The 16,251-nt window shown below is 55.0% G+C and carries 13 protein-coding genes; 10 read left to right on the top strand and 3 right to left on the bottom strand.

All coding sequences use genetic code 11. The features are described 5' to 3' along the window. The first annotated feature begins 112 nt into the window (after positions 1-112). Genes ftsH through thiD form a run of 4 tightly spaced genes read left to right on the top strand, consistent with a single transcriptional unit; the run spans position 113 to position 5,157 of the window. The gene (gene ftsH, locus GQE98_RS16005) at positions 113-2,038 is read left to right on the top strand and encodes an ATP-dependent zinc metalloprotease FtsH (protein ID WP_161316710.1); all 1,926 of its coding nucleotides are present in this window, start codon (positions 113-115) and stop codon (positions 2,036-2,038) included. Between the two features lie 9 nt (positions 2,039-2,047). After that, the gene (gene folP / locus GQE98_RS16000) at positions 2,048-2,923 is read left to right on the top strand and encodes a dihydropteroate synthase (protein ID WP_161316709.1); all 876 of its coding nucleotides are present in this window, start codon (positions 2,048-2,050) and stop codon (positions 2,921-2,923) included. Positions 2,924-2,982: 59 nt separating this feature from the next. Continuing rightward, positions 2,983-4,332 (top strand): phosphoglucosamine mutase, encoded by a 1,350-nt coding sequence (gene glmM, locus GQE98_RS15995; protein WP_161316708.1) that lies wholly within the window; start codon positions 2,983-2,985, stop codon positions 4,330-4,332. A gap of 21 nt (positions 4,333-4,353) precedes the next feature. Beyond that, positions 4,354-5,157, top strand: coding sequence for a bifunctional hydroxymethylpyrimidine kinase/phosphomethylpyrimidine kinase (thiD, locus tag GQE98_RS15990; protein WP_161316707.1), 804 nt, complete (start codon positions 4,354-4,356; stop codon positions 5,155-5,157). Between the two features lie 5 nt (positions 5,158-5,162). Here thiD and GQE98_RS15985 read toward each other — a convergent pair whose 3' ends face one another. The 3 genes from GQE98_RS15985 to GQE98_RS15975 are packed head-to-tail and all read right to left on the bottom strand — an operon-like array spanning position 5,163 to position 8,474. Next, positions 5,163-6,377 carry an aminotransferase class V-fold PLP-dependent enzyme gene (locus GQE98_RS15985; RefSeq protein ID WP_202526350.1) on the bottom strand — a complete coding sequence of 405 codons (1,215 nt, stop codon included), beginning with the start codon at positions 6,375-6,377 and terminating at the stop codon, positions 5,163-5,165. Beyond that, positions 6,346-7,329 carry an aldo/keto reductase gene (locus GQE98_RS15980; protein ID WP_161316706.1) on the bottom strand — a complete coding sequence of 328 codons (984 nt, stop codon included), beginning with the start codon at positions 7,327-7,329 and terminating at the stop codon, positions 6,346-6,348. Before GQE98_RS15980 ends, GQE98_RS15985 begins: the two co-directional genes overlap by 32 nt. 11 nt (positions 7,330-7,340) lie before the next feature. Next, entirely contained in the window at positions 7,341-8,474 is a 1,134-nt protein-coding gene (locus GQE98_RS15975) for an aminotransferase class V-fold PLP-dependent enzyme (protein WP_161316705.1), read from the bottom strand. Positions 8,475-8,750: 276 nt separating this feature from the next. Between GQE98_RS15975 and GQE98_RS15970 the strand changes: the two genes are divergently transcribed. The 6 genes from GQE98_RS15970 to GQE98_RS15945 all read left to right on the top strand — a co-directional run bounded on the left by GQE98_RS15970 (position 8,751) and on the right by GQE98_RS15945 (position 16,195). After that, a complete protein-coding gene (locus GQE98_RS15970) occupies positions 8,751-9,236 on the top strand; it encodes a hypothetical protein (protein WP_161316704.1) in 486 nt (161 codons plus the stop codon). 363 nt (positions 9,237-9,599) lie between these two features. Next, positions 9,600-10,769 (top strand): phosphoserine transaminase, encoded by a 1,170-nt coding sequence (locus tag GQE98_RS15965; protein WP_161316703.1) that lies wholly within the window; start codon positions 9,600-9,602, stop codon positions 10,767-10,769. 22 nt (positions 10,770-10,791) lie between these two features. After that, positions 10,792-12,369: a phosphoglycerate dehydrogenase gene (gene serA, locus GQE98_RS15960; RefSeq protein ID WP_161316702.1), complete on the top strand. Its 1,578-nt coding sequence runs from the start codon at positions 10,792-10,794 to the stop codon at positions 12,367-12,369. A 120-nt stretch (positions 12,370-12,489) separates the two neighbouring features. Beyond that, the gene (locus GQE98_RS15955) at positions 12,490-13,629 is read left to right on the top strand and encodes an ATP phosphoribosyltransferase regulatory subunit (protein ID WP_161316701.1); all 1,140 of its coding nucleotides are present in this window, start codon (positions 12,490-12,492) and stop codon (positions 13,627-13,629) included. Between the two features lie 30 nt (positions 13,630-13,659). After that, positions 13,660-14,952 carry an adenylosuccinate synthase gene (locus tag GQE98_RS15950; RefSeq protein ID WP_161316700.1) on the top strand — a complete coding sequence of 431 codons (1,293 nt, stop codon included), beginning with the start codon at positions 13,660-13,662 and terminating at the stop codon, positions 14,950-14,952. A 58-nt stretch (positions 14,953-15,010) separates the two neighbouring features. Further along, positions 15,011-16,195 (top strand): YbfB/YjiJ family MFS transporter, encoded by a 1,185-nt coding sequence (locus GQE98_RS15945; protein WP_202526349.1) that lies wholly within the window; start codon positions 15,011-15,013, stop codon positions 16,193-16,195. The last annotated feature ends 56 nt before the right edge of the window (positions 16,196-16,251 follow it).

The raw sequence follows: 16,251 nt of genomic DNA, 5'->3' as shown, positions 1-16,251 counted from the left end.
TGCCCTATTGGAACTTGATGTTAACGGATTATATCTAGAACTAATCCAGAATACAGGATGCATCATACGACGGACAGATCGGACATAGTCCGACGTGGAAGGAAAAAATTTCGTGAATCTTTTTGGCAAGAACATAGTGCTCTGGGTAATCATCGCATTACTCGTTGTAGCGCTTTTCAACATTTTCAATGATCCTTCTCCGCGTAATGCCGGACTGTCGATGCCCTATTCGACGTTTCTGGATGAAGTTGAAAACGGCCGGGTTAAAAATGTCACCATTCAGGGCCCGAATATTAAGGGTGTTACTGATGACGGCCGCTCCTTTACCACCTACTCCCCGGAAGACAGCACGCTGGTCAGCAAACTGAGCGATCATGGTGTTGTTATCAATGCCGCGCCGCAGGAAGAAGGCAGCATGTTGATGGCAACCCTTCTGTCCTGGTTCCCGATGCTGCTTTTGATCGGTGTCTGGATCTTCTTCATGCGCCAGATGCAAGGCGGCGGCGGTAAGGCCATGGGCTTCGGCAAGTCAAAGGCCAAGCTCCTGACCGAGAAGCATGGCCGTGTCACCTTTGAGGATGTCGCCGGTATTGAGGAAGCGAAGGAAGAACTGGAAGAAGTTGTCGACTTCCTGAAAAGCCCGCAGAAATATCAGCGTCTCGGTGGCAAGATCCCGAAAGGTGTCCTGCTGATCGGTCCTCCCGGTACTGGTAAGACGCTGCTGGCCCGTTCTGTGGCAGGTGAGGCAAATGTCCCCTTCTTCACGATTTCGGGTTCTGACTTCGTTGAAATGTTTGTTGGTGTGGGCGCCAGTCGTGTCCGCGACATGTTCGAACAGGGCAAGAAGAACGCGCCCTGCATCATCTTCATTGACGAAATCGATGCTGTCGGCCGTCATCGCGGCGCCGGTTTAGGCGGCGGTAATGACGAGCGTGAGCAGACCCTCAACCAGATGCTGGTGGAGATGGATGGATTTGAGACAAACGAAGGCGTAATCCTGCTGGCGGCGACTAACCGCCCGGATGTGCTGGACCCGGCGCTTCTGCGGCCAGGCCGGTTTGACCGTCAGGTTGTTGTGCCGAACCCGGATATCATTGGCCGTGAGAAGATTCTTAAAGTCCATATGCGTAAAGTCCCGCTTGCACAGGATGTGGATGCGCGCACAATCGCTCGCGGCACACCCGGCTTTTCCGGTGCGGACCTTGCCAACCTTGTGAACGAAGCGGCACTTCTGGCGGCACGCAAATCCCGCCGGCTGGTAACACAGCAGGAATTTGAGGAAGCGAAAGACAAGGTCATGATGGGCGCTGAACGTCGTTCCATGGTGATGTCCGAGGAAGAAAAGAAACTCACTGCATACCACGAAGGTGGTCATGCACTGGTCGGGATGCATATGAAGGCGTCCGATCCGGTCCACAAGGCGACCATCATTCCGCGTGGGCGTGCCCTCGGTATGGTTATGCGGTTGCCGGAAAAAGACAGCTATTCCCTGCGCCGTGATCAGTGCCTTGCGCATCTGGCGGTGGCCATGGGCGGCCGCGTTGCCGAGGAAATGATTTTCGGTCATGATGCCGTTACGACAGGCGCCTCCGGTGATATCAAGATGGCAACCGATATGGCGCGCCGGATGGTTACTGAATGGGGTCTGTCCGATAAACTTGGTCCGCTTCTCTATGGTGCCAATCAGGAAGAGGTCTTCTTGGGCCATTCCGTTTCGCAGCAGAAGAACGTGTCTGACTCGACAGCACAGCTGATTGATCAGGAAGTTCGCCGTTTTGTCGAGGAAGGCGAGGCGACCGCACGTAAAATCCTGAACGACCATGTGGACCAGCTTCACCGGGTCGCCAAGGGACTTCTGGAATATGAAACCTTGAGTGGGGATGAAATCAAGATTTTGATGGATGGTGGTGATATTAACCGTCCGGAAGATGTTGATACCCCCGTTGACAAGGGTCCAAGTTCGACCGTGCCCGAAGCCGATGGCCATAAAAAACCAGATGGTCCGGGACTTGAAGCAGAACCACAACCTGGTAACTAGGGCGGGTCTATGAAACAGAGTGAAAAAGGCTCCGCGATACAGCGGGGCCTTTCTTCTATGGCGAAAGTAGAGACGGCGGACTGTGTGCGCCCCAGGATTATGGGGATTGTCAATGTCACGCCGGATAGTTTTTCCGATGGCGGCCAGCATTCTAATACTACGGCGGCCATTACCCATGCCCGAAAGCTTGTGGCAAAAGGGGCGGATATCCTTGACATTGGCGGGGAGAGTACCCGACCAGGCGCGGACGCGATCAGCATTGATGAGGAATGTGCGCGCGTTGTACCCGTTATTGAAGGGTGCCGTGATCTTGCGGTGACGATATCCATTGATACCCGGAAGATGGCTGTGATGGCCGCGGCGGTCGAGGCGGGCGCGACGATCATTAATGATGTCAGTGCTCTTGAGTATGACCCTGAAAGCCTTGATTTCGCGGCGAAAAGCGGCCTGCCGGTTTGCCTGATGCATAGTCTGGCGGATCCGAAGATCATGCAGGACAATCCGACTTATGATGATGTGGTGGCCGAGGTTTTGGCCTATTTGCGGGAACGCATTGCGGTCTGCGAGGCGGCGGGCATATCACGCGATAATATCATTACCGATCCGGGTATTGGTTTTGGCAAGACGATTGATCATAACCTCTCCCTGCTCAAGGCGCTGCCAGAATTTCACGCCCTCGGTTGTGAGGTCTTGTTAGGGGCATCCCGGAAAAAATTTATCGGTCAACTTACAGATGAGCCGGTAGCAAAGCAGCGGGTTATCGGATCGGTGGCAGTGGCGCTTTACGGGGCTACTGCCGGGGTTCATATCCTCCGTGTCCATGACGTTAAAGAGACCCGCCAAGCCCTTGAAATATGGCAGGCAATTCAATCGGCCTCTTTTTAGACATCTTTTAAGGGTTTTCTGTTAGGGTGTTGCCAAAATTTTCTCAAATGAGTTGAACTATGACACGAAAATACTTTGGGACCGATGGCATTCGCGGTACCGCCAACCAAGAGCCGATGACCGCCGAAATTGCCTTGAAAGTAGGGAAATCTGCGGGCAAGAAATTCGCTGGACGTGGCAATTTTCGCCATCGCGTCGTCATTGGCAAGGATACGCGCCTCTCGGGCTATATGGTGGAGCCTGCACTGACCGCCGGTTTTACCTCTGTCGGAATGGATGTCATCCTGGTTGGGCCGATGCCGACACCGGCGATTGCCATGCTAACCCGGTCGCTCCGCGCGGATCTCGGGGTGATGATTTCTGCCTCCCATAACTCATTTGAGGATAATGGCATCAAGCTTTTCGGCCCGGACGGATATAAGCTGTCCGATGAGGTAGAGAAAAGTATCGAGGCCGACCTGATCGATGACAGTAACATCGTGCTGGCGGAACCGGTCAATCTCGGTCGGGCGCAGCGGCTGGACGATGCGCGTGGTCGCTATATCGAATTTGCGAAAAGCAGTTTTCCGCGCAATCAGCTTTTAAAAGGCCTGAAAATTGTTGTCGATTGCGCCAACGGTGCGGCCTACAAGGTGGCGCCAACGGTGCTTTGGGAACTGGAGGCCGATGTCATCTCCATCGGTGTGTCGCCCAATGGCTTAAATATCAACGATGGCTGCGGATCAACATCGACGGGCGCCATGTGCAAGCGTGTTGTGGAGGAAGGTGCCGATCTAGGTATCGCGCTCGACGGGGATGCCGATCGTTTGCTGATTTGCGATGAGAAAGGCCGGATGATCGATGGCGATCAGTTGATGGCGCTTATCGCCCGGACATGGCAGAGCCGTGAGAATCTACGTGGCGGTGGTATTGTCTCGACAGTCATGTCCAACATGGGGCTTGAAAAATTCCTGGAGGGGCTTGGCCTGACACTTGCGCGCACTAATGTTGGCGATCGCTATGTGGTTGAACATATGCGCGAGCATGGCTTCAACGTCGGCGGGGAACAATCAGGGCATATTGTGCTTTCCGATTACAGTACGACGGGGGATGGCCTGATTGCCGCCTTGCAGATCTTGTCGGTGATCGTCGAAAAGGGACAACCGGTAAGTGAGGTTTGCCATAATTTCGATCCCTGGCCGCAGATCCTAAAAAATGTACGCTATGGCGCGGGTGATCCGCTCTCTGGTGCGGCCGTGCAAAAGGCCATCCGCGACGGTGAAAGCCGCCTTGGCAATGAAGGTCGCCTTTTAATCCGTAAATCCGGTACTGAGCCGTTGATCCGCGTGATGGGAGAGGGAACAAACGACAGTCTGGTGAATGAGATTGTCGATAACATCGTCAATGAGGTTACGGCCTCGGTTGGCTGAATAAAAGTTTAAGGGGTAGTTATGCAGGGGCGCGTATTGGTTATCGCCGGATCGGATTCCGGCGGTGGTGCAGGTATTCAGGCGGACATCAAGACAGTAACGGCGCTTGGCGGCTATGCGGCCACCGCGATAACGGCACTCACGGCGCAGAACACGCTCGGTGTCGAGGCGATTGAGGAAGTCTCCGCACCTTTCGTGGCACAGCAGATTGATGTTGTCCTGAAAGATATTGGCGCCGATGCCATCAAGATCGGAATGCTCCATCGCAAGGAAGTGATCGAAACCGTTGCCGAGCTGTTCGAACAGCTCGATAGATTGCCGCCGGTCGTTCTCGATCCGGTAATGATTGCCAAAGGCGGCGCGAGCCTGATCGCGGCGGAAGCGAGTGAGGCTATCAAGTCTCTATTAATCGCCCCTCATACACATGTGCTGACCCCGAATATCCCGGAGGCGGAACAGTTGACCGGCATGAAAATCAATAGTCTTGCCGATATGGAGAAAGCAGGTCGCTTCCTGCTGGATATGGGGCCTAAGGCCGTGTTGATGAAGGGCGGGCATAGCGAAGGCGCGGAAATCATCGACCTTCTTGTCTCTGCGGAAGGCATACATACCTATTCGCACCCGCGAATTGATACCCCCCATACCCATGGTACAGGCTGTACGCTCTCCTCGGCAATCGCGACTGGCCTTGCGCAGGGACTAACCATCCCGGACGCGGTCGCGCGGGCCATTCGCTACGTGGAAAATGCGATCTTTGAGGCGCCCGGCCTCGGTGCGGGACATGGCCCCCTTAATCATGGGCATACGGTGGGACCGTTTGTCTGAGCGTGTTATAGTTCGTTCAACATCTCGATAAGCCGGTCGATTTCCTCTTCCGTATTATAGTAATGGAATGAGGCTCTTACCATGGCCTCTATGCCCCGTTTCTCAAGATCGAAGCGAGTGCTGGAAAGACCGGTGACGGAGACATTAATTTTATGCTCCGCGAGATGGGCCTTGATTTCGTCGGCTGATTTCGTGACGTGATCAAAGGTGACAATCCCACCTTTTCTTGTGCCGATATCCCGGACTGTGATCTCGGGGAGTTGTGAGAGTTTCTTCCGCGCAGTCGCGGCGAGGGCGCAAAGCCGGGCCGAGGTTTCCTCAATGCCGAGATCGAGCAGGTAATCAACAGCGACACCAAGACCGATGAAGCCGGAAACATTAAATTCCCAATTCTCGAACCGTCGGGCGTCGGGGCGCATCTCATATCCGTCCGTCGACGTCCATTCCGCACCATGCATATCGAGAAACGGCGGCTCCAGCTTGTCCATGAAGCTATTGCGGACATAGAGAAAGCCGGTGCCGCGGGGCCCGCGCAGGTATTTCCGTCCCGTCACCGAGAGCATGTCGCAGCCGATTTCCGCCACATCCACCGGGATTTGCCCGACGGACTGGCAGGCGTCCAGCAAATAAGGAATGTCATGTTTCCGAGCGATCCTGCCAATTTCCACGGCCGGATTGATAAGGCCCCCATTTGTCGGGACATGGGTGATGGAGATGAGTTTTACCGTATCATCGATCATGTTTTCGAGCGCGGCCACATCCATCTGGCCGCTTTCATCGCTCGGCACGAAGTCGATCTTGACTCCGGTTCGTTTCGCGACCTGTAAGTAGGCGATGACATTGGCGGCATATTCCGCCTCTGCCGTCAGGATGCGATCGCCGGGCAAAAATTTCATGCCGTAAAATGCCATCTGCCAGGCAACTGTCGCGTTTTCCGTAAGCGCGATTTCACTGCGGCTACAGTTGATCAGCTCGGCGATGGCGTCATAGGTCCGCTCAAACGCGGCCCGCCCGCGGGCATGTGCCTCATACCCACCGATTGCCAGCTCCAGATCGAGATGATCTTTCACTGCCTCATACACGGGGCGCGGCATCAGGGCCGCGCCCGCGTTATTGAGATGCAGGCGGTTTCGGGTGCCCGGCGTCTCAGCCCTGAGTTTGTCGATATCAAGTGTCATGACGTTCGTATCAGCGGTGCCCGGCAATTGCATGGGGGACATAGGCTTCGTCCAGCCGCGCGAGTTCCTCTACTTCCAGCGAGATATCAAGTGCAGCAACGGCTTCCTCCAATTGGTACATCTTGCTGGCCCCGATAATCGGTGCGGTGACAGAGGGGCTGTGATGCACCCAGGCGAGGGCGACCTGCGCTGGGGTGACCCCGCGCCCCTTGGCAATATCCTGCACAATGGAAAGGACGTCGTAATCCGCATCCTGTCCGATTCGCATTCGCTTGGACATTTCATCGGAACGTGAACGGATGGTTTCTCCCTCGGCTCCCTTTTTCTTGTTGCCGGCGAGAAAGCCGCGCGCCAGCGGAGACCATGGAATGACGGCAATACCCTGATCCTCACAGAGGGGGAGCATTTCGCGCTCCTCCTCCCGATAGACGAGGTTATAGACATTCTGCATGGAGACGAAGCGCGCCCAGCCGTTCTTCTCCGAGATCGAGAGCGCCTTCATGAACTGCCAGGCAAACATGGAAGACGCGCCGATATAGCGGGCCTTGCCGGCGCGCACCACATCGTTGAGCGCTTCCAGTGTTTCCTCGATCGGAGTGTCATAGTCCCAGCGGTGAATCTGATAGAGATCGACGTAATCAGTGCCGAGCCGTTTCAGGGAATCATCAATGGAATGCATGATATGCTTGCGCGAGAGACCGCCGGTGAGCGGGCTTTTCCCCATGCGGTTGAAGACCTTCGTCGCGATCACGATTTCCTCGCGCTTGGCATAGTCCTTCAAGGCCCGGCCGACAATTTCCTCCGATACGCCAACGGAATACATATCGGCGGTATCAAAGAAATTAATGCCGAGCTCCAATGCGCGCTTGATAAAGGGGCGACTCTCGTCTTCGGGTAGCACCCAGTCCCGCCATTTCGGGTCGCCATAGGTCATGGTACCAAGGCAGAGTTCGCTCACATGAAGGCCCGTGTTGCCCAGTCGCTTGAGGTTCATTTTTATCTCCGTTACAGGATGTTTTTCAGCGCCGCGAGCAGTTTATCGCTATCCGCCTCATTATTGAAGAGGTGAGGGGTAATCCGCATGCTGGACCCACGCACAGAAACATGGATATCCTCAGTCCGCAGCCGTTCGAGTATGTCTTTTGGCAGGCCGCCATCGCGGCGGAGGCCGAGGAAATGCCCCGCGCGTATGTCATCGGGCAGGGAGGTCAGGCCCAGATCGGCGCATCGCGCGGCGATGTTGCGGGTTTTCTGAGTCAGTGTTTCCTGAATATTGGCGATACCCCAGTCCAGTAACTGTTCAAGCGCCGCCACCGCGATAGGCATCAGGGCAAAATTCGCCCGTTCCCCCATGTCAAATCGGCGCGCGCCCTGCTGATACGTATCGACATACTCTACAAGCCCGGCGAAATCCTCCGAACCCTTGCGGTTGAGCCAGTTATATTCCAGCGGGTCGCCGCCCTGATGCTCCGGCGCGACATACATGAAGCCGAGGCTGTAGGGACCGAGTAGCCATTTATAGGCCGCGGCAATCATGAAATCGGGTTTTATCTTTTCAAGATCAAGCGGCATCGCGCCGAGCGATTGAGTCACGTCAAGAACCAGCTTCGCGCCCTGCGCCCGCAGCCTCGCACCAATCGCCTCAAGATCAAGGAGTGCGCCATCGGTCCAATGGTTATGGGGGAGGGCGGCAATGGCGACTTTATCATCAATGGCTTTGAGGACAGCGGACGTCCAGTCATGGTCGGCAGGAGCCGGAACGGTCATGATCTCGGCGCCATTTTCCCTCACGCGCTCTGTCCAGCAATAGACATTGGAGGGAAACTGATCTTCAAGAAGCAGGATTTTCTCGCCCGCTTTGAGCGGGAGATTCCTTGCGGCAACGGCTGTGCCATAGGAGGCGCTCGGGATAATCGCGATATCATCTGCTGCCGCGCCGATCAGCCGAGCAAAGAGCGAACGTGCCTGTTCCGATTCGGTGAAGAAGTCTTCCGGCGAGACGCTCCAGGGCAGGGCTTTGCGGTCCACTCCCATATGACCAGCCGCCCGTGCGGCTTTCAGGAGCGGTCCCATATACGCACAGTTGAAATAGGCGATGTTATCCGGAATTTCGAATAGATGGCGTTGGCTGGGAATCATGGGAAACAACCTCAAGTGTATGATTATCCCGTATTCTCTCTATCCCCAATGCCTTTGACCAGCCCTTAATTGTCACCGGGACAATTAAGCGATTGTTTAGACGTTTGTTCTATTATGGGTAACAATCACCTAGATTGAATTACAATTATGAGTTGAGGATGGTCGTCTGTAAGGAAGGTGAGAAATATAGTACGGCTATCGTTTAAATTCATCGATGCATAGTCGCGCTATTAACGCTTCTATTACCCGAAGCTTTAAATATTTTAGAGGTATATCATGCTCGGCCCCGATAACGCATTTTGGGATAGTGATGAGTGGGTTAGCTGGGATGAAATAGACCGGCAAATCCAGCACAAGGAATGGAGGGCGAGGTATCCCAAGGCTAACTTCGCCCTAATACCGATTTTTGAACAGCTTTTAACCACTGCGGAAAATTATTACCGAGAAACCGGCCTGCACTTGCAGGTCTACGGGGATATTGGTGAATTGTACGGTGCAATAACATACGGTATCAAACTTCATAAAAATTATGCTCAAGGATCCGATGGGCGACTGGGGAATGACTTCATCGAAGTTAAGACAATTACGCCCTTTAAGGCTCGTGACGAAGTGCTAGTCGATCTGAAGGGGCACTTCAACGAGCTGCTAGTTGTGAATATCAATGAAGATTTTAAAATCTGCCATCGACTAGTTGATCGAAAACTGCTTCCAAAAACCAATGGGAAACGACTGCGGATCAAATGGAGTGATCTGGAATCTTAAGTCGTCTTTGCCTGCGAAGCCGCTAGTAGAGCTTACAAAAATTGGAGATAGTCGGCGTTCGGTTTAATGACGGGTAGTTTTACGTCACCGGCTTAATGCAGAACTGATAGCCGCTATTGGTGGCTAAGCGGTCAGGGATATACCCGAATGCCGTGATGGAATATCAGATTGATTCTGTCTTTCACAGAAAAATCACTGTCGCTATCGGAATATTTATGCAGGTAGCGGACATTCTCAGCGCAAATATCCGGCAAAATGTCGCAGTGCAAAAAATCCCGTTGACATAGCCCGCGAAATTTTGTCTATGAACGGCGGGCCACATCCCCCCACCGGGATGCTCTAGACTGGAAGGTTTAGTTTATTATGACAGTACAAATGCGTCCGGAGAGACGCCCTAACTCTCCCCTGTTTTCATCCGGCCCTTGCGCGAAGCGCCCCGGATGGTCCCTCCAAAATCTTGAAGATACGTGTCTTGGTCGCTCCCACCGTTCGGGTGAGGGTAAAGCCAAGCTGAAAGCCGTGATCGACAAACATCGCGCGCTGCTTGGCATTCCCGATGACTACAAGATCGGTATTGTGCCGGGCTCCGACACCGGCGCCGTCGAAATGGCGCTCTGGTCGATGCTGGGTGCGCGTCCCGTGACTATGCTGGCGTGGGAAAGCTTCGGCGCTGGTTGGGCTACCGATGTGGTCAAGCAGCTAAAACTGAACGATGCCGAAGTGATCAACGCCGAATATGGCGAAATCCCGGACCTTGCCGCGACCGACTGGTCCCGCGACACGGTCTTTACCTGGAACGGTACAACCTCTGGCGTCCGGGTACCGAATGGCGACTGGATTTCGGACGACCGCGAAGGTCTTGCCATTTGCGATGCGACCTCCGCCGTGTTTGCCATGGAACTGCCATGGGAAAAACTCGATGTTGTAACCTGGTCCTGGCAGAAGGTGCTGGGCGGGGAGGCGGCGCATGGCATGCTGGTCCTGAGCCCGCGCGCTGTTGAGCGGCTGGAAAGCTACACCCCCGCATGGCCCCTCCCGAAGGTCTTCCGCATGACCAAGGGCGGCAAGCTCATTGAAGGTATCTTCAAGGGCGAAACGATCAACACCCCCTCCATGCTGGCGGTTGAGGATGCGCTGGATGCGCTTGACTGGGCCGAAACTGTTGGTGGTGGCAAAGGTATGGTTACCCGTACGGACGCCAACGCCAAGGTGATCTCCGACTGGGTCGCGAAAACCGACTGGGTGGATTATCTTGCAGGTGATCCGGCCATCCGCTCCACCACCTCGGTCTGCCTCAAGATCACTGATGACTGGTTCACGGCGCTTCCCGCTGAAGATCAGCCAAAGGCAGCGAAAGAGCTCGTCAACCTTCTCGCGGCGGAAGGCGCGGCGCTCGATATCGGACATTATCGTGATGCGCCAGCGGGTCTTCGGATCTGGGCGGGTGCGACGGTGGAAACCGCTGATCTTGAAGCCCTGATGCCCTGGCTCGACTGGGGCTACGCGACACTTAAAAACACATTCCAGAAATAATCCTGAACGAAGGATCGATAAAATGGTCAAAGTCCTTATCTCTGACAAGATGAGCCCGCGCGCTGCTGAAATTTTTCGCGATCGCGGAGTAGAAGTAGATGAACTAACCGGCATGACGCCGGAAGAGCTGAAAGCCTGCATCGGCGAATATGACGGCCTCGCTGTCCGTTCCGCCACCAAGGCAACCGCCGAGATTATTGCGGCGGCAACCAACCTGAAAGTTATCGGCCGCGCCGGTATCGGTGTCGATAATGTTGATATCCCGGCGGCAACGGCGGCCGGTATCTGCGTGATGAATACGCCCTTCGGTAATGCCATCACCACGGCCGAGCACGCCATCGCGATGATGTTCTCTCTCTCCCGTCATATCCCGGCGGCGAATGCCTCCACCCAGGATGGCAAATGGGAAAAATCAAAATTCATGGGTGTCGAGCTTTATGGCAAGACCTTGGGCGTCATCGGTTGCGGTAATATCGGTTCCATTGTCGCGGACCGCGCCGTGGGCCTTAAAATGAAAGTGGTTGCCTATGATCCGTTCCTGTCGCCGGAACGGGCGCAGGAACTGGGTGTCGAGAAGCTGGAGCTGGACGATCTTTTCGCCCGGGCCGATTATATCTCGCTTCATACGCCGATCACCGACAGCACCCGCAATATCATCAACGCGAAGAATATCGCCAAGATGAAGCCGGGCGTGCGTCTGATCAACTGCGCACGTGGTGGCCTCGTTGTTGAGGAAGATTTGAAGGTAGCACTTGAATCCGGGCAGGTTGCCGGGGCAGCGCTTGACGTTTATGCGGTAGAGCCGGCGAAGGAAAATATCCTCTTCGGTCTCGACAATGTGGTGACAACGCCGCATCTGGGTGCGTCCACGGATGAGGCTCAGGTCAATGTTGCCATTCAGGTGGCCGAGCAGATGTCCGATTACCTGCTGGTTGGCTCTGTCACAAATGCACTCAACATGCCATCCGTTACGGCGGAAGAGGCACCGAAGCTGAAACCCTATATGGACCTTGCCGCCCAACTTGGTGGATTTGCCGGTCAGGTCACGGAAAGCGGCATCAAGTCTGTCCGCATCGATTATGAAGGCGCCGCAGCTGGCCTGAATACAAAGCCGCTTACCTCGATCATCATCCAGAGCCTGCTTGCCCCGTTGATGGACAGCATCAATATGGTCAATGCAGCACTGGTTGCGAAAGAGCGGGGGATCGACGTCACCGAGAGCTATAATGACCGTGAAGAGGATTACCAGACCCTGATCCGCCTCTCGATTACGACCGAGCACCAGACCCGCGATATTTCGGGAACGCTGTTCGGGGATGACCGTCCGCGTATCGTGAATATCAAGGGTATCAATATGGAGGCGGAAATTGGCCCCCATATGCTCTATGTCACGAATAAGGACAAGCCGGGCTTCATTGGCGCGCTTGGCTCGGTTCTCGGTGATGCGGGCGTGAATATTGCAACATTCCATCTCGGTCGTCACAAGGGCGCGGGCGAGGCGATCGCCCTGATCGAGATAGATTCGGAATTGTCGGCCGAAACACTGGATACGGTGCGGAAATTGCCCCATGTGGATCAGGTCAAGCCGTTGAATTTCTAGGTTCTATGTGATAGAAAGTTGCGCCTTCGGGTGCTTGCGTAAAAGCGGCGGTTAAAAACTGCCGCTTTTTTGCTGTTCCTGTTGGCGTTCGCAGGGAAATATGCTTTATAGGCCCACGTAATGAATGACTATTCCGAAAAAGGCCTGCTGCCCGCCGGTTTGGCAGATATGCTCCCGCCCGCTGCTGCACGCGAAGCGCGCATTAACCGTACCCTGATGGATGTTTTCGCAGGGAATGGCTACCTGCAGGTTAAGCCACCCCTGATCGAGTTTGAAGAGCATCTTCTGGAAGGCTCCGGTGCGGCGCTTGCCTCCAAGATGTTTCGCGTGATGGATCCGGTCTCGCACCGGATGATGGGCATCCGAACGGATATCACTTTGCAGATAGCGCGTGTTGCGACAACCCGGATGAAACAGGATCCACGTCCCTTGCGGCTTTCCTATTCCGGGCAGGTCCTGCGGGTCTATGGGTCCCAGCTCCGGCCGGAGCGACAATTTGCCCAAACCGGGGTCGAACTGATCGGTCCATCTGAAGCTTCTGCTGATGCGGAGCTGATCTTGCTCGCGGCCGAAGCCTTGGGCGCGCTTGAAGTTGAGAATTTTTCCATTGACCTGACGCTGCCGACCCTGGTTCCGACCCTTTGCAAGGAGCTCGGTATTGATCCAGAAATTGCGGTTTCTGCGCGGGAGGCTCTGGATCACAAGGACGCGGTAGCACTTGAGAGCTATAAGGCACCGCTTAATGAAATCCTGATTAAACTTTTGAAGGCGGCGGGTCCGGCGGATAGCGCGATTGAGGCGCTTGAGGACATATCGCTTCCCGAAGCGGCGACCGCACAGATCGAGGCCCTGAAAAATGTGGTTGCGCAACTACAGCAATCGGCACCGGATTTGACGCTGACGATTGATCCGGGTGAATTCCGGGGCTTTGAATATCAGTCCGGTCTCAGCTTTACGGTTTTTGCGCGCGGTGTGCGCGGGGAACTTGGCCGTGGCGGACGGTACTGTCTTATGGACGGGGAATCTGCGTCCGGCTTTACACTCTTTCTTGATAGCCTGATGCGTGCAGTGCCCCGTCGGCCTGCTGATGACCGGCTTTACCTTCCGTTTGGAACCAGCCTCGATCAAGGATATGCCTTGCGTCAGGAAGGCTGGAAAACGGTTGCGGGGCTTGCGCCTGAAGTTGACATAGAAGCGGAGGCGCGACGCCTCAATTGCGGCCAGTTTCTCGGGCCGGATGGAATTACAAAACTCTCCTGATCAAAATTTTACATTCAAGGACTGAGGATTATGGCGAACGTAGCGGTGGTTGGCTCCCAATGGGGTGACGAGGGCAAAGGCAAGATTGTTGACTGGCTGTCCGAGCGCGCAGATGTCGTTGTGCGTTTTCAGGGCGGGCATAATGCCGGCCATACGCTCGTTGTGGATGGCAAGGTCTATAAGCTCAGCCTGCTTCCCTCCGGCATTGTCCGCGGCGGCAAGATATCGGTCATCGGTAACGGCGTTGTTGTCGATCCCTGGGCATTAATGAAAGAGATCGACACCGTGCGGGCGCAGGGCGTTAGCGTTGACCACAACAGCCTCAAAATCGCGGAAAACGCGACGCTGATCCTGCCTCTTCACGGGGAACTTGATGCCCTGCGGGAGGATGCGAGTTCGGCTGTAAAAATCGGGACGACGCGGCGCGGTATTGGTCCGGCTTACGAAGACAAGACGGCCCGTCGTGCGATTCGGGTTTGCGACCTGACGGATACGGACCTACTGAAGCGAAAAATCGCGACCTTGCTCGATCATCACAATGCGCTTCGTAAAGGTCTGGGTGCACCGCTGGTGGATGGTGATAAATTGCTCGCACAACTTATTGAAATTGCACCAAAGGTTCTTGAATTTTCTGATATCGTCTGGCGCCGGTTGGATGAAGCAAAGAAATCTCGCAAACGTGTCCTGTTCGAGGGTGCGCAAGGGGCTATGCTGGATAACGATCACGGCACCTATCCCTTCGTGACATCTTCCAACACACTCGGCGGACAGGCGGCCGTAGGTAGCGGCGTCGGGCCGGGGTCCGTCAACTATATTCTTGGCATTACCAAGGCCTACACGACTCGTGTTGGGGAAGGGCCATTCCCGACCGAGCTTTTTGATGACGTGGGTAAAGGGCTTGGCGAACGCGGGCATGAGTTTGGTGTTGTGACAGGGCGTAAGCGCCGCTGCGGTTGGTTCGATGCCGTAATGGTGCGTCAGGCCGTGAAAACCGGCGGTATTACGGGCATCGCGTTGACAAAGGTGGATGTGCTGGACGGTATGGACGAACTCAAAATCTGCGTTGGCTATGAATTGAACGGCAAGCAGATCGATTATTTTCCCGCCAACATGGCAGATCAGGCGGCGGTAAAGCCTGTCTATGAGACAATGGAAGGCTGGAGCGAGAGTACTTATGGTGCGCGCAGTTGGGCAGACCTTCCGGCCGCCGCAGTGAAATATATCCGCCATGTGGAGGAACTGATTGAGGCACCTGTTGCACTTCTCTCGACAAGCCCGGAGCGCGAAGATACAATCCTCGTCCGCAATCCGTTCGAAGATTAACCTAAAAGTGAACAGAAACAGGCTGCCCGCCGTTTCCTCCTCATGCTAAAGTTCCGGAATGATGAATTCTTCCGGACACATGGGGCGGCTCGCTGTCGGAGGGCTGCTAGCCCTTGCCGTCGGCATAGGTATTAGCCGCTTCGTCTATACCCCGATACTGCCCTTTATGGAAGCCGGCCTTGGTGTGAGCAAGTCTGACGCGGGGCTGATCGCGTCGGCAAATTATCTCGGATATCTGCTGGGCGCGCTTCTGGGTATCCGCCAAAGCCTGCCCGGCAGCACGCGTGGCTGGTTCCTGTTCTCCCTGATTATTTGCGCGCTGACCACGATTGCCATGGGCTTCACGGAGAATTTCGAGTTATTCCTGTTTATCCGGCTGATTAGCGGGATCGCCTCCGCCTTTGTCATGGTATTCGGATCCGCTCTCATCTTGAGCCGACTTGCGGCCGAGGGCCGGCCGCGCCTGTCCGCCCTTTATTTTGCAGGCGTCGGCACAGGTATCTCGCTTTCCTCCCTTTTGATTATATTCCTTGAGAATATGGCGGTCGGGGTAGATATCATGTGGATCGCGTCGGGCCTGCTTTCTCTCGTTTTTATCGTGCCGGTCTTCTTCTTTGTGCCCGCCGCACCTGAGATCATAGTTGGGGGTGAGGCTGGCAGGTCGCTTCGCTACAGCCGACCGCTGAAAGCCTTGATCCTGTCCTATTTCCTTTTTGGATTTGGTTATATCATCACGGCCACATTCATCTCCACCCTTGTCCGTCAGATACCGGAAGTACAATGGATGCAATCCATTATCTGGCTCGTCGTCGGGGTTGCGGCCATTCCCTCAGTGGCGTTGTGGGGCTGGCTCGGCGGGATTTATGGAAATGGCCGGATTTATTCCGTTGCCTGTCTGATTCTCGCCTTTGGTGTCGCCGCCAGTGTGATATGGGAACATCCCTTCATTCTCCTTCTCTCGGCAGTTATCCTCGGCAATACGCTCGTCGGGATCACAGCACTTGGCCTGGTGGAGGCGCGCGCTATGGCACCGTACCACGGACGGCAGATTCTGGCGGTGATGACTCTTTCCTTTGGTGTCGGACAAACAATTGGGCCGGGATTTGCCGGATATGTGTATGACTATTTCGGTGATTTTTTCATCGCTTCCCTGATCGCCGCCGGGGTATTGGTGATTTCCTCGCTGCTCGTGTGGCGGGTCGATGAGAGGAAGCAGCTCTGCCCGTCTCCGTCTTCGGACTGAATTTAACGTCGTATTAACGTAGAATTGCGACAATCGCCGCTGAATTTTATCAGATG

Origin of the sequence: Sneathiella litorea (genome assembly GCF_009882915.1) — a bacterium.
In the GTDB taxonomy this organism is placed as follows: Bacteria; Pseudomonadota; Alphaproteobacteria; order Sneathiellales; family Sneathiellaceae; genus Sneathiella; species Sneathiella litorea.
This window is presented reverse-complemented; position numbering and strand designations above follow the sequence as displayed.

Bases quoted from the DNA above. Each gene is read 5' to 3' on its own strand.
- folP (WP_161316709.1), top strand. From the start codon at position 2,048: ATGAAACAGAGTGAAAAAGGCTCCGCGATACAGCGGGGCCTTTCTTCT.
- glmM (WP_161316708.1), top strand. From the start codon at position 2,983: ATGACACGAAAATACTTTGGGACCGATGGCATTCGCGGTACCGCCAAC.
- thiD (WP_161316707.1), top strand. From the start codon at position 4,354: ATGCAGGGGCGCGTATTGGTTATCGCCGGATCGGATTCCGGCGGTGGT.
- GQE98_RS15985 (WP_202526350.1), bottom strand. From the start codon at position 6,377: ATGTCCCCCATGCAATTGCCGGGCACCGCTGATACGAACGTCATGACA.
- GQE98_RS15980 (WP_161316706.1), bottom strand. From the start codon at position 7,329: ATGAACCTCAAGCGACTGGGCAACACGGGCCTTCATGTGAGCGAACTC.
- GQE98_RS15975 (WP_161316705.1), bottom strand. From the start codon at position 8,474: ATGATTCCCAGCCAACGCCATCTATTCGAAATTCCGGATAACATCGCC.
- GQE98_RS15970 (WP_161316704.1), top strand. From the start codon at position 8,751: ATGCTCGGCCCCGATAACGCATTTTGGGATAGTGATGAGTGGGTTAGC.
- GQE98_RS15965 (WP_161316703.1), top strand. From the start codon at position 9,600: ATGACAGTACAAATGCGTCCGGAGAGACGCCCTAACTCTCCCCTGTTT.
- serA (WP_161316702.1), top strand. From the start codon at position 10,792: ATGGTCAAAGTCCTTATCTCTGACAAGATGAGCCCGCGCGCTGCTGAA.
- GQE98_RS15955 (WP_161316701.1), top strand. From the start codon at position 12,490: ATGAATGACTATTCCGAAAAAGGCCTGCTGCCCGCCGGTTTGGCAGAT.
- GQE98_RS15950 (WP_161316700.1), top strand. From the start codon at position 13,660: ATGGCGAACGTAGCGGTGGTTGGCTCCCAATGGGGTGACGAGGGCAAA.
- GQE98_RS15945 (WP_202526349.1), top strand. From the start codon at position 15,011: ATGATGAATTCTTCCGGACACATGGGGCGGCTCGCTGTCGGAGGGCTG.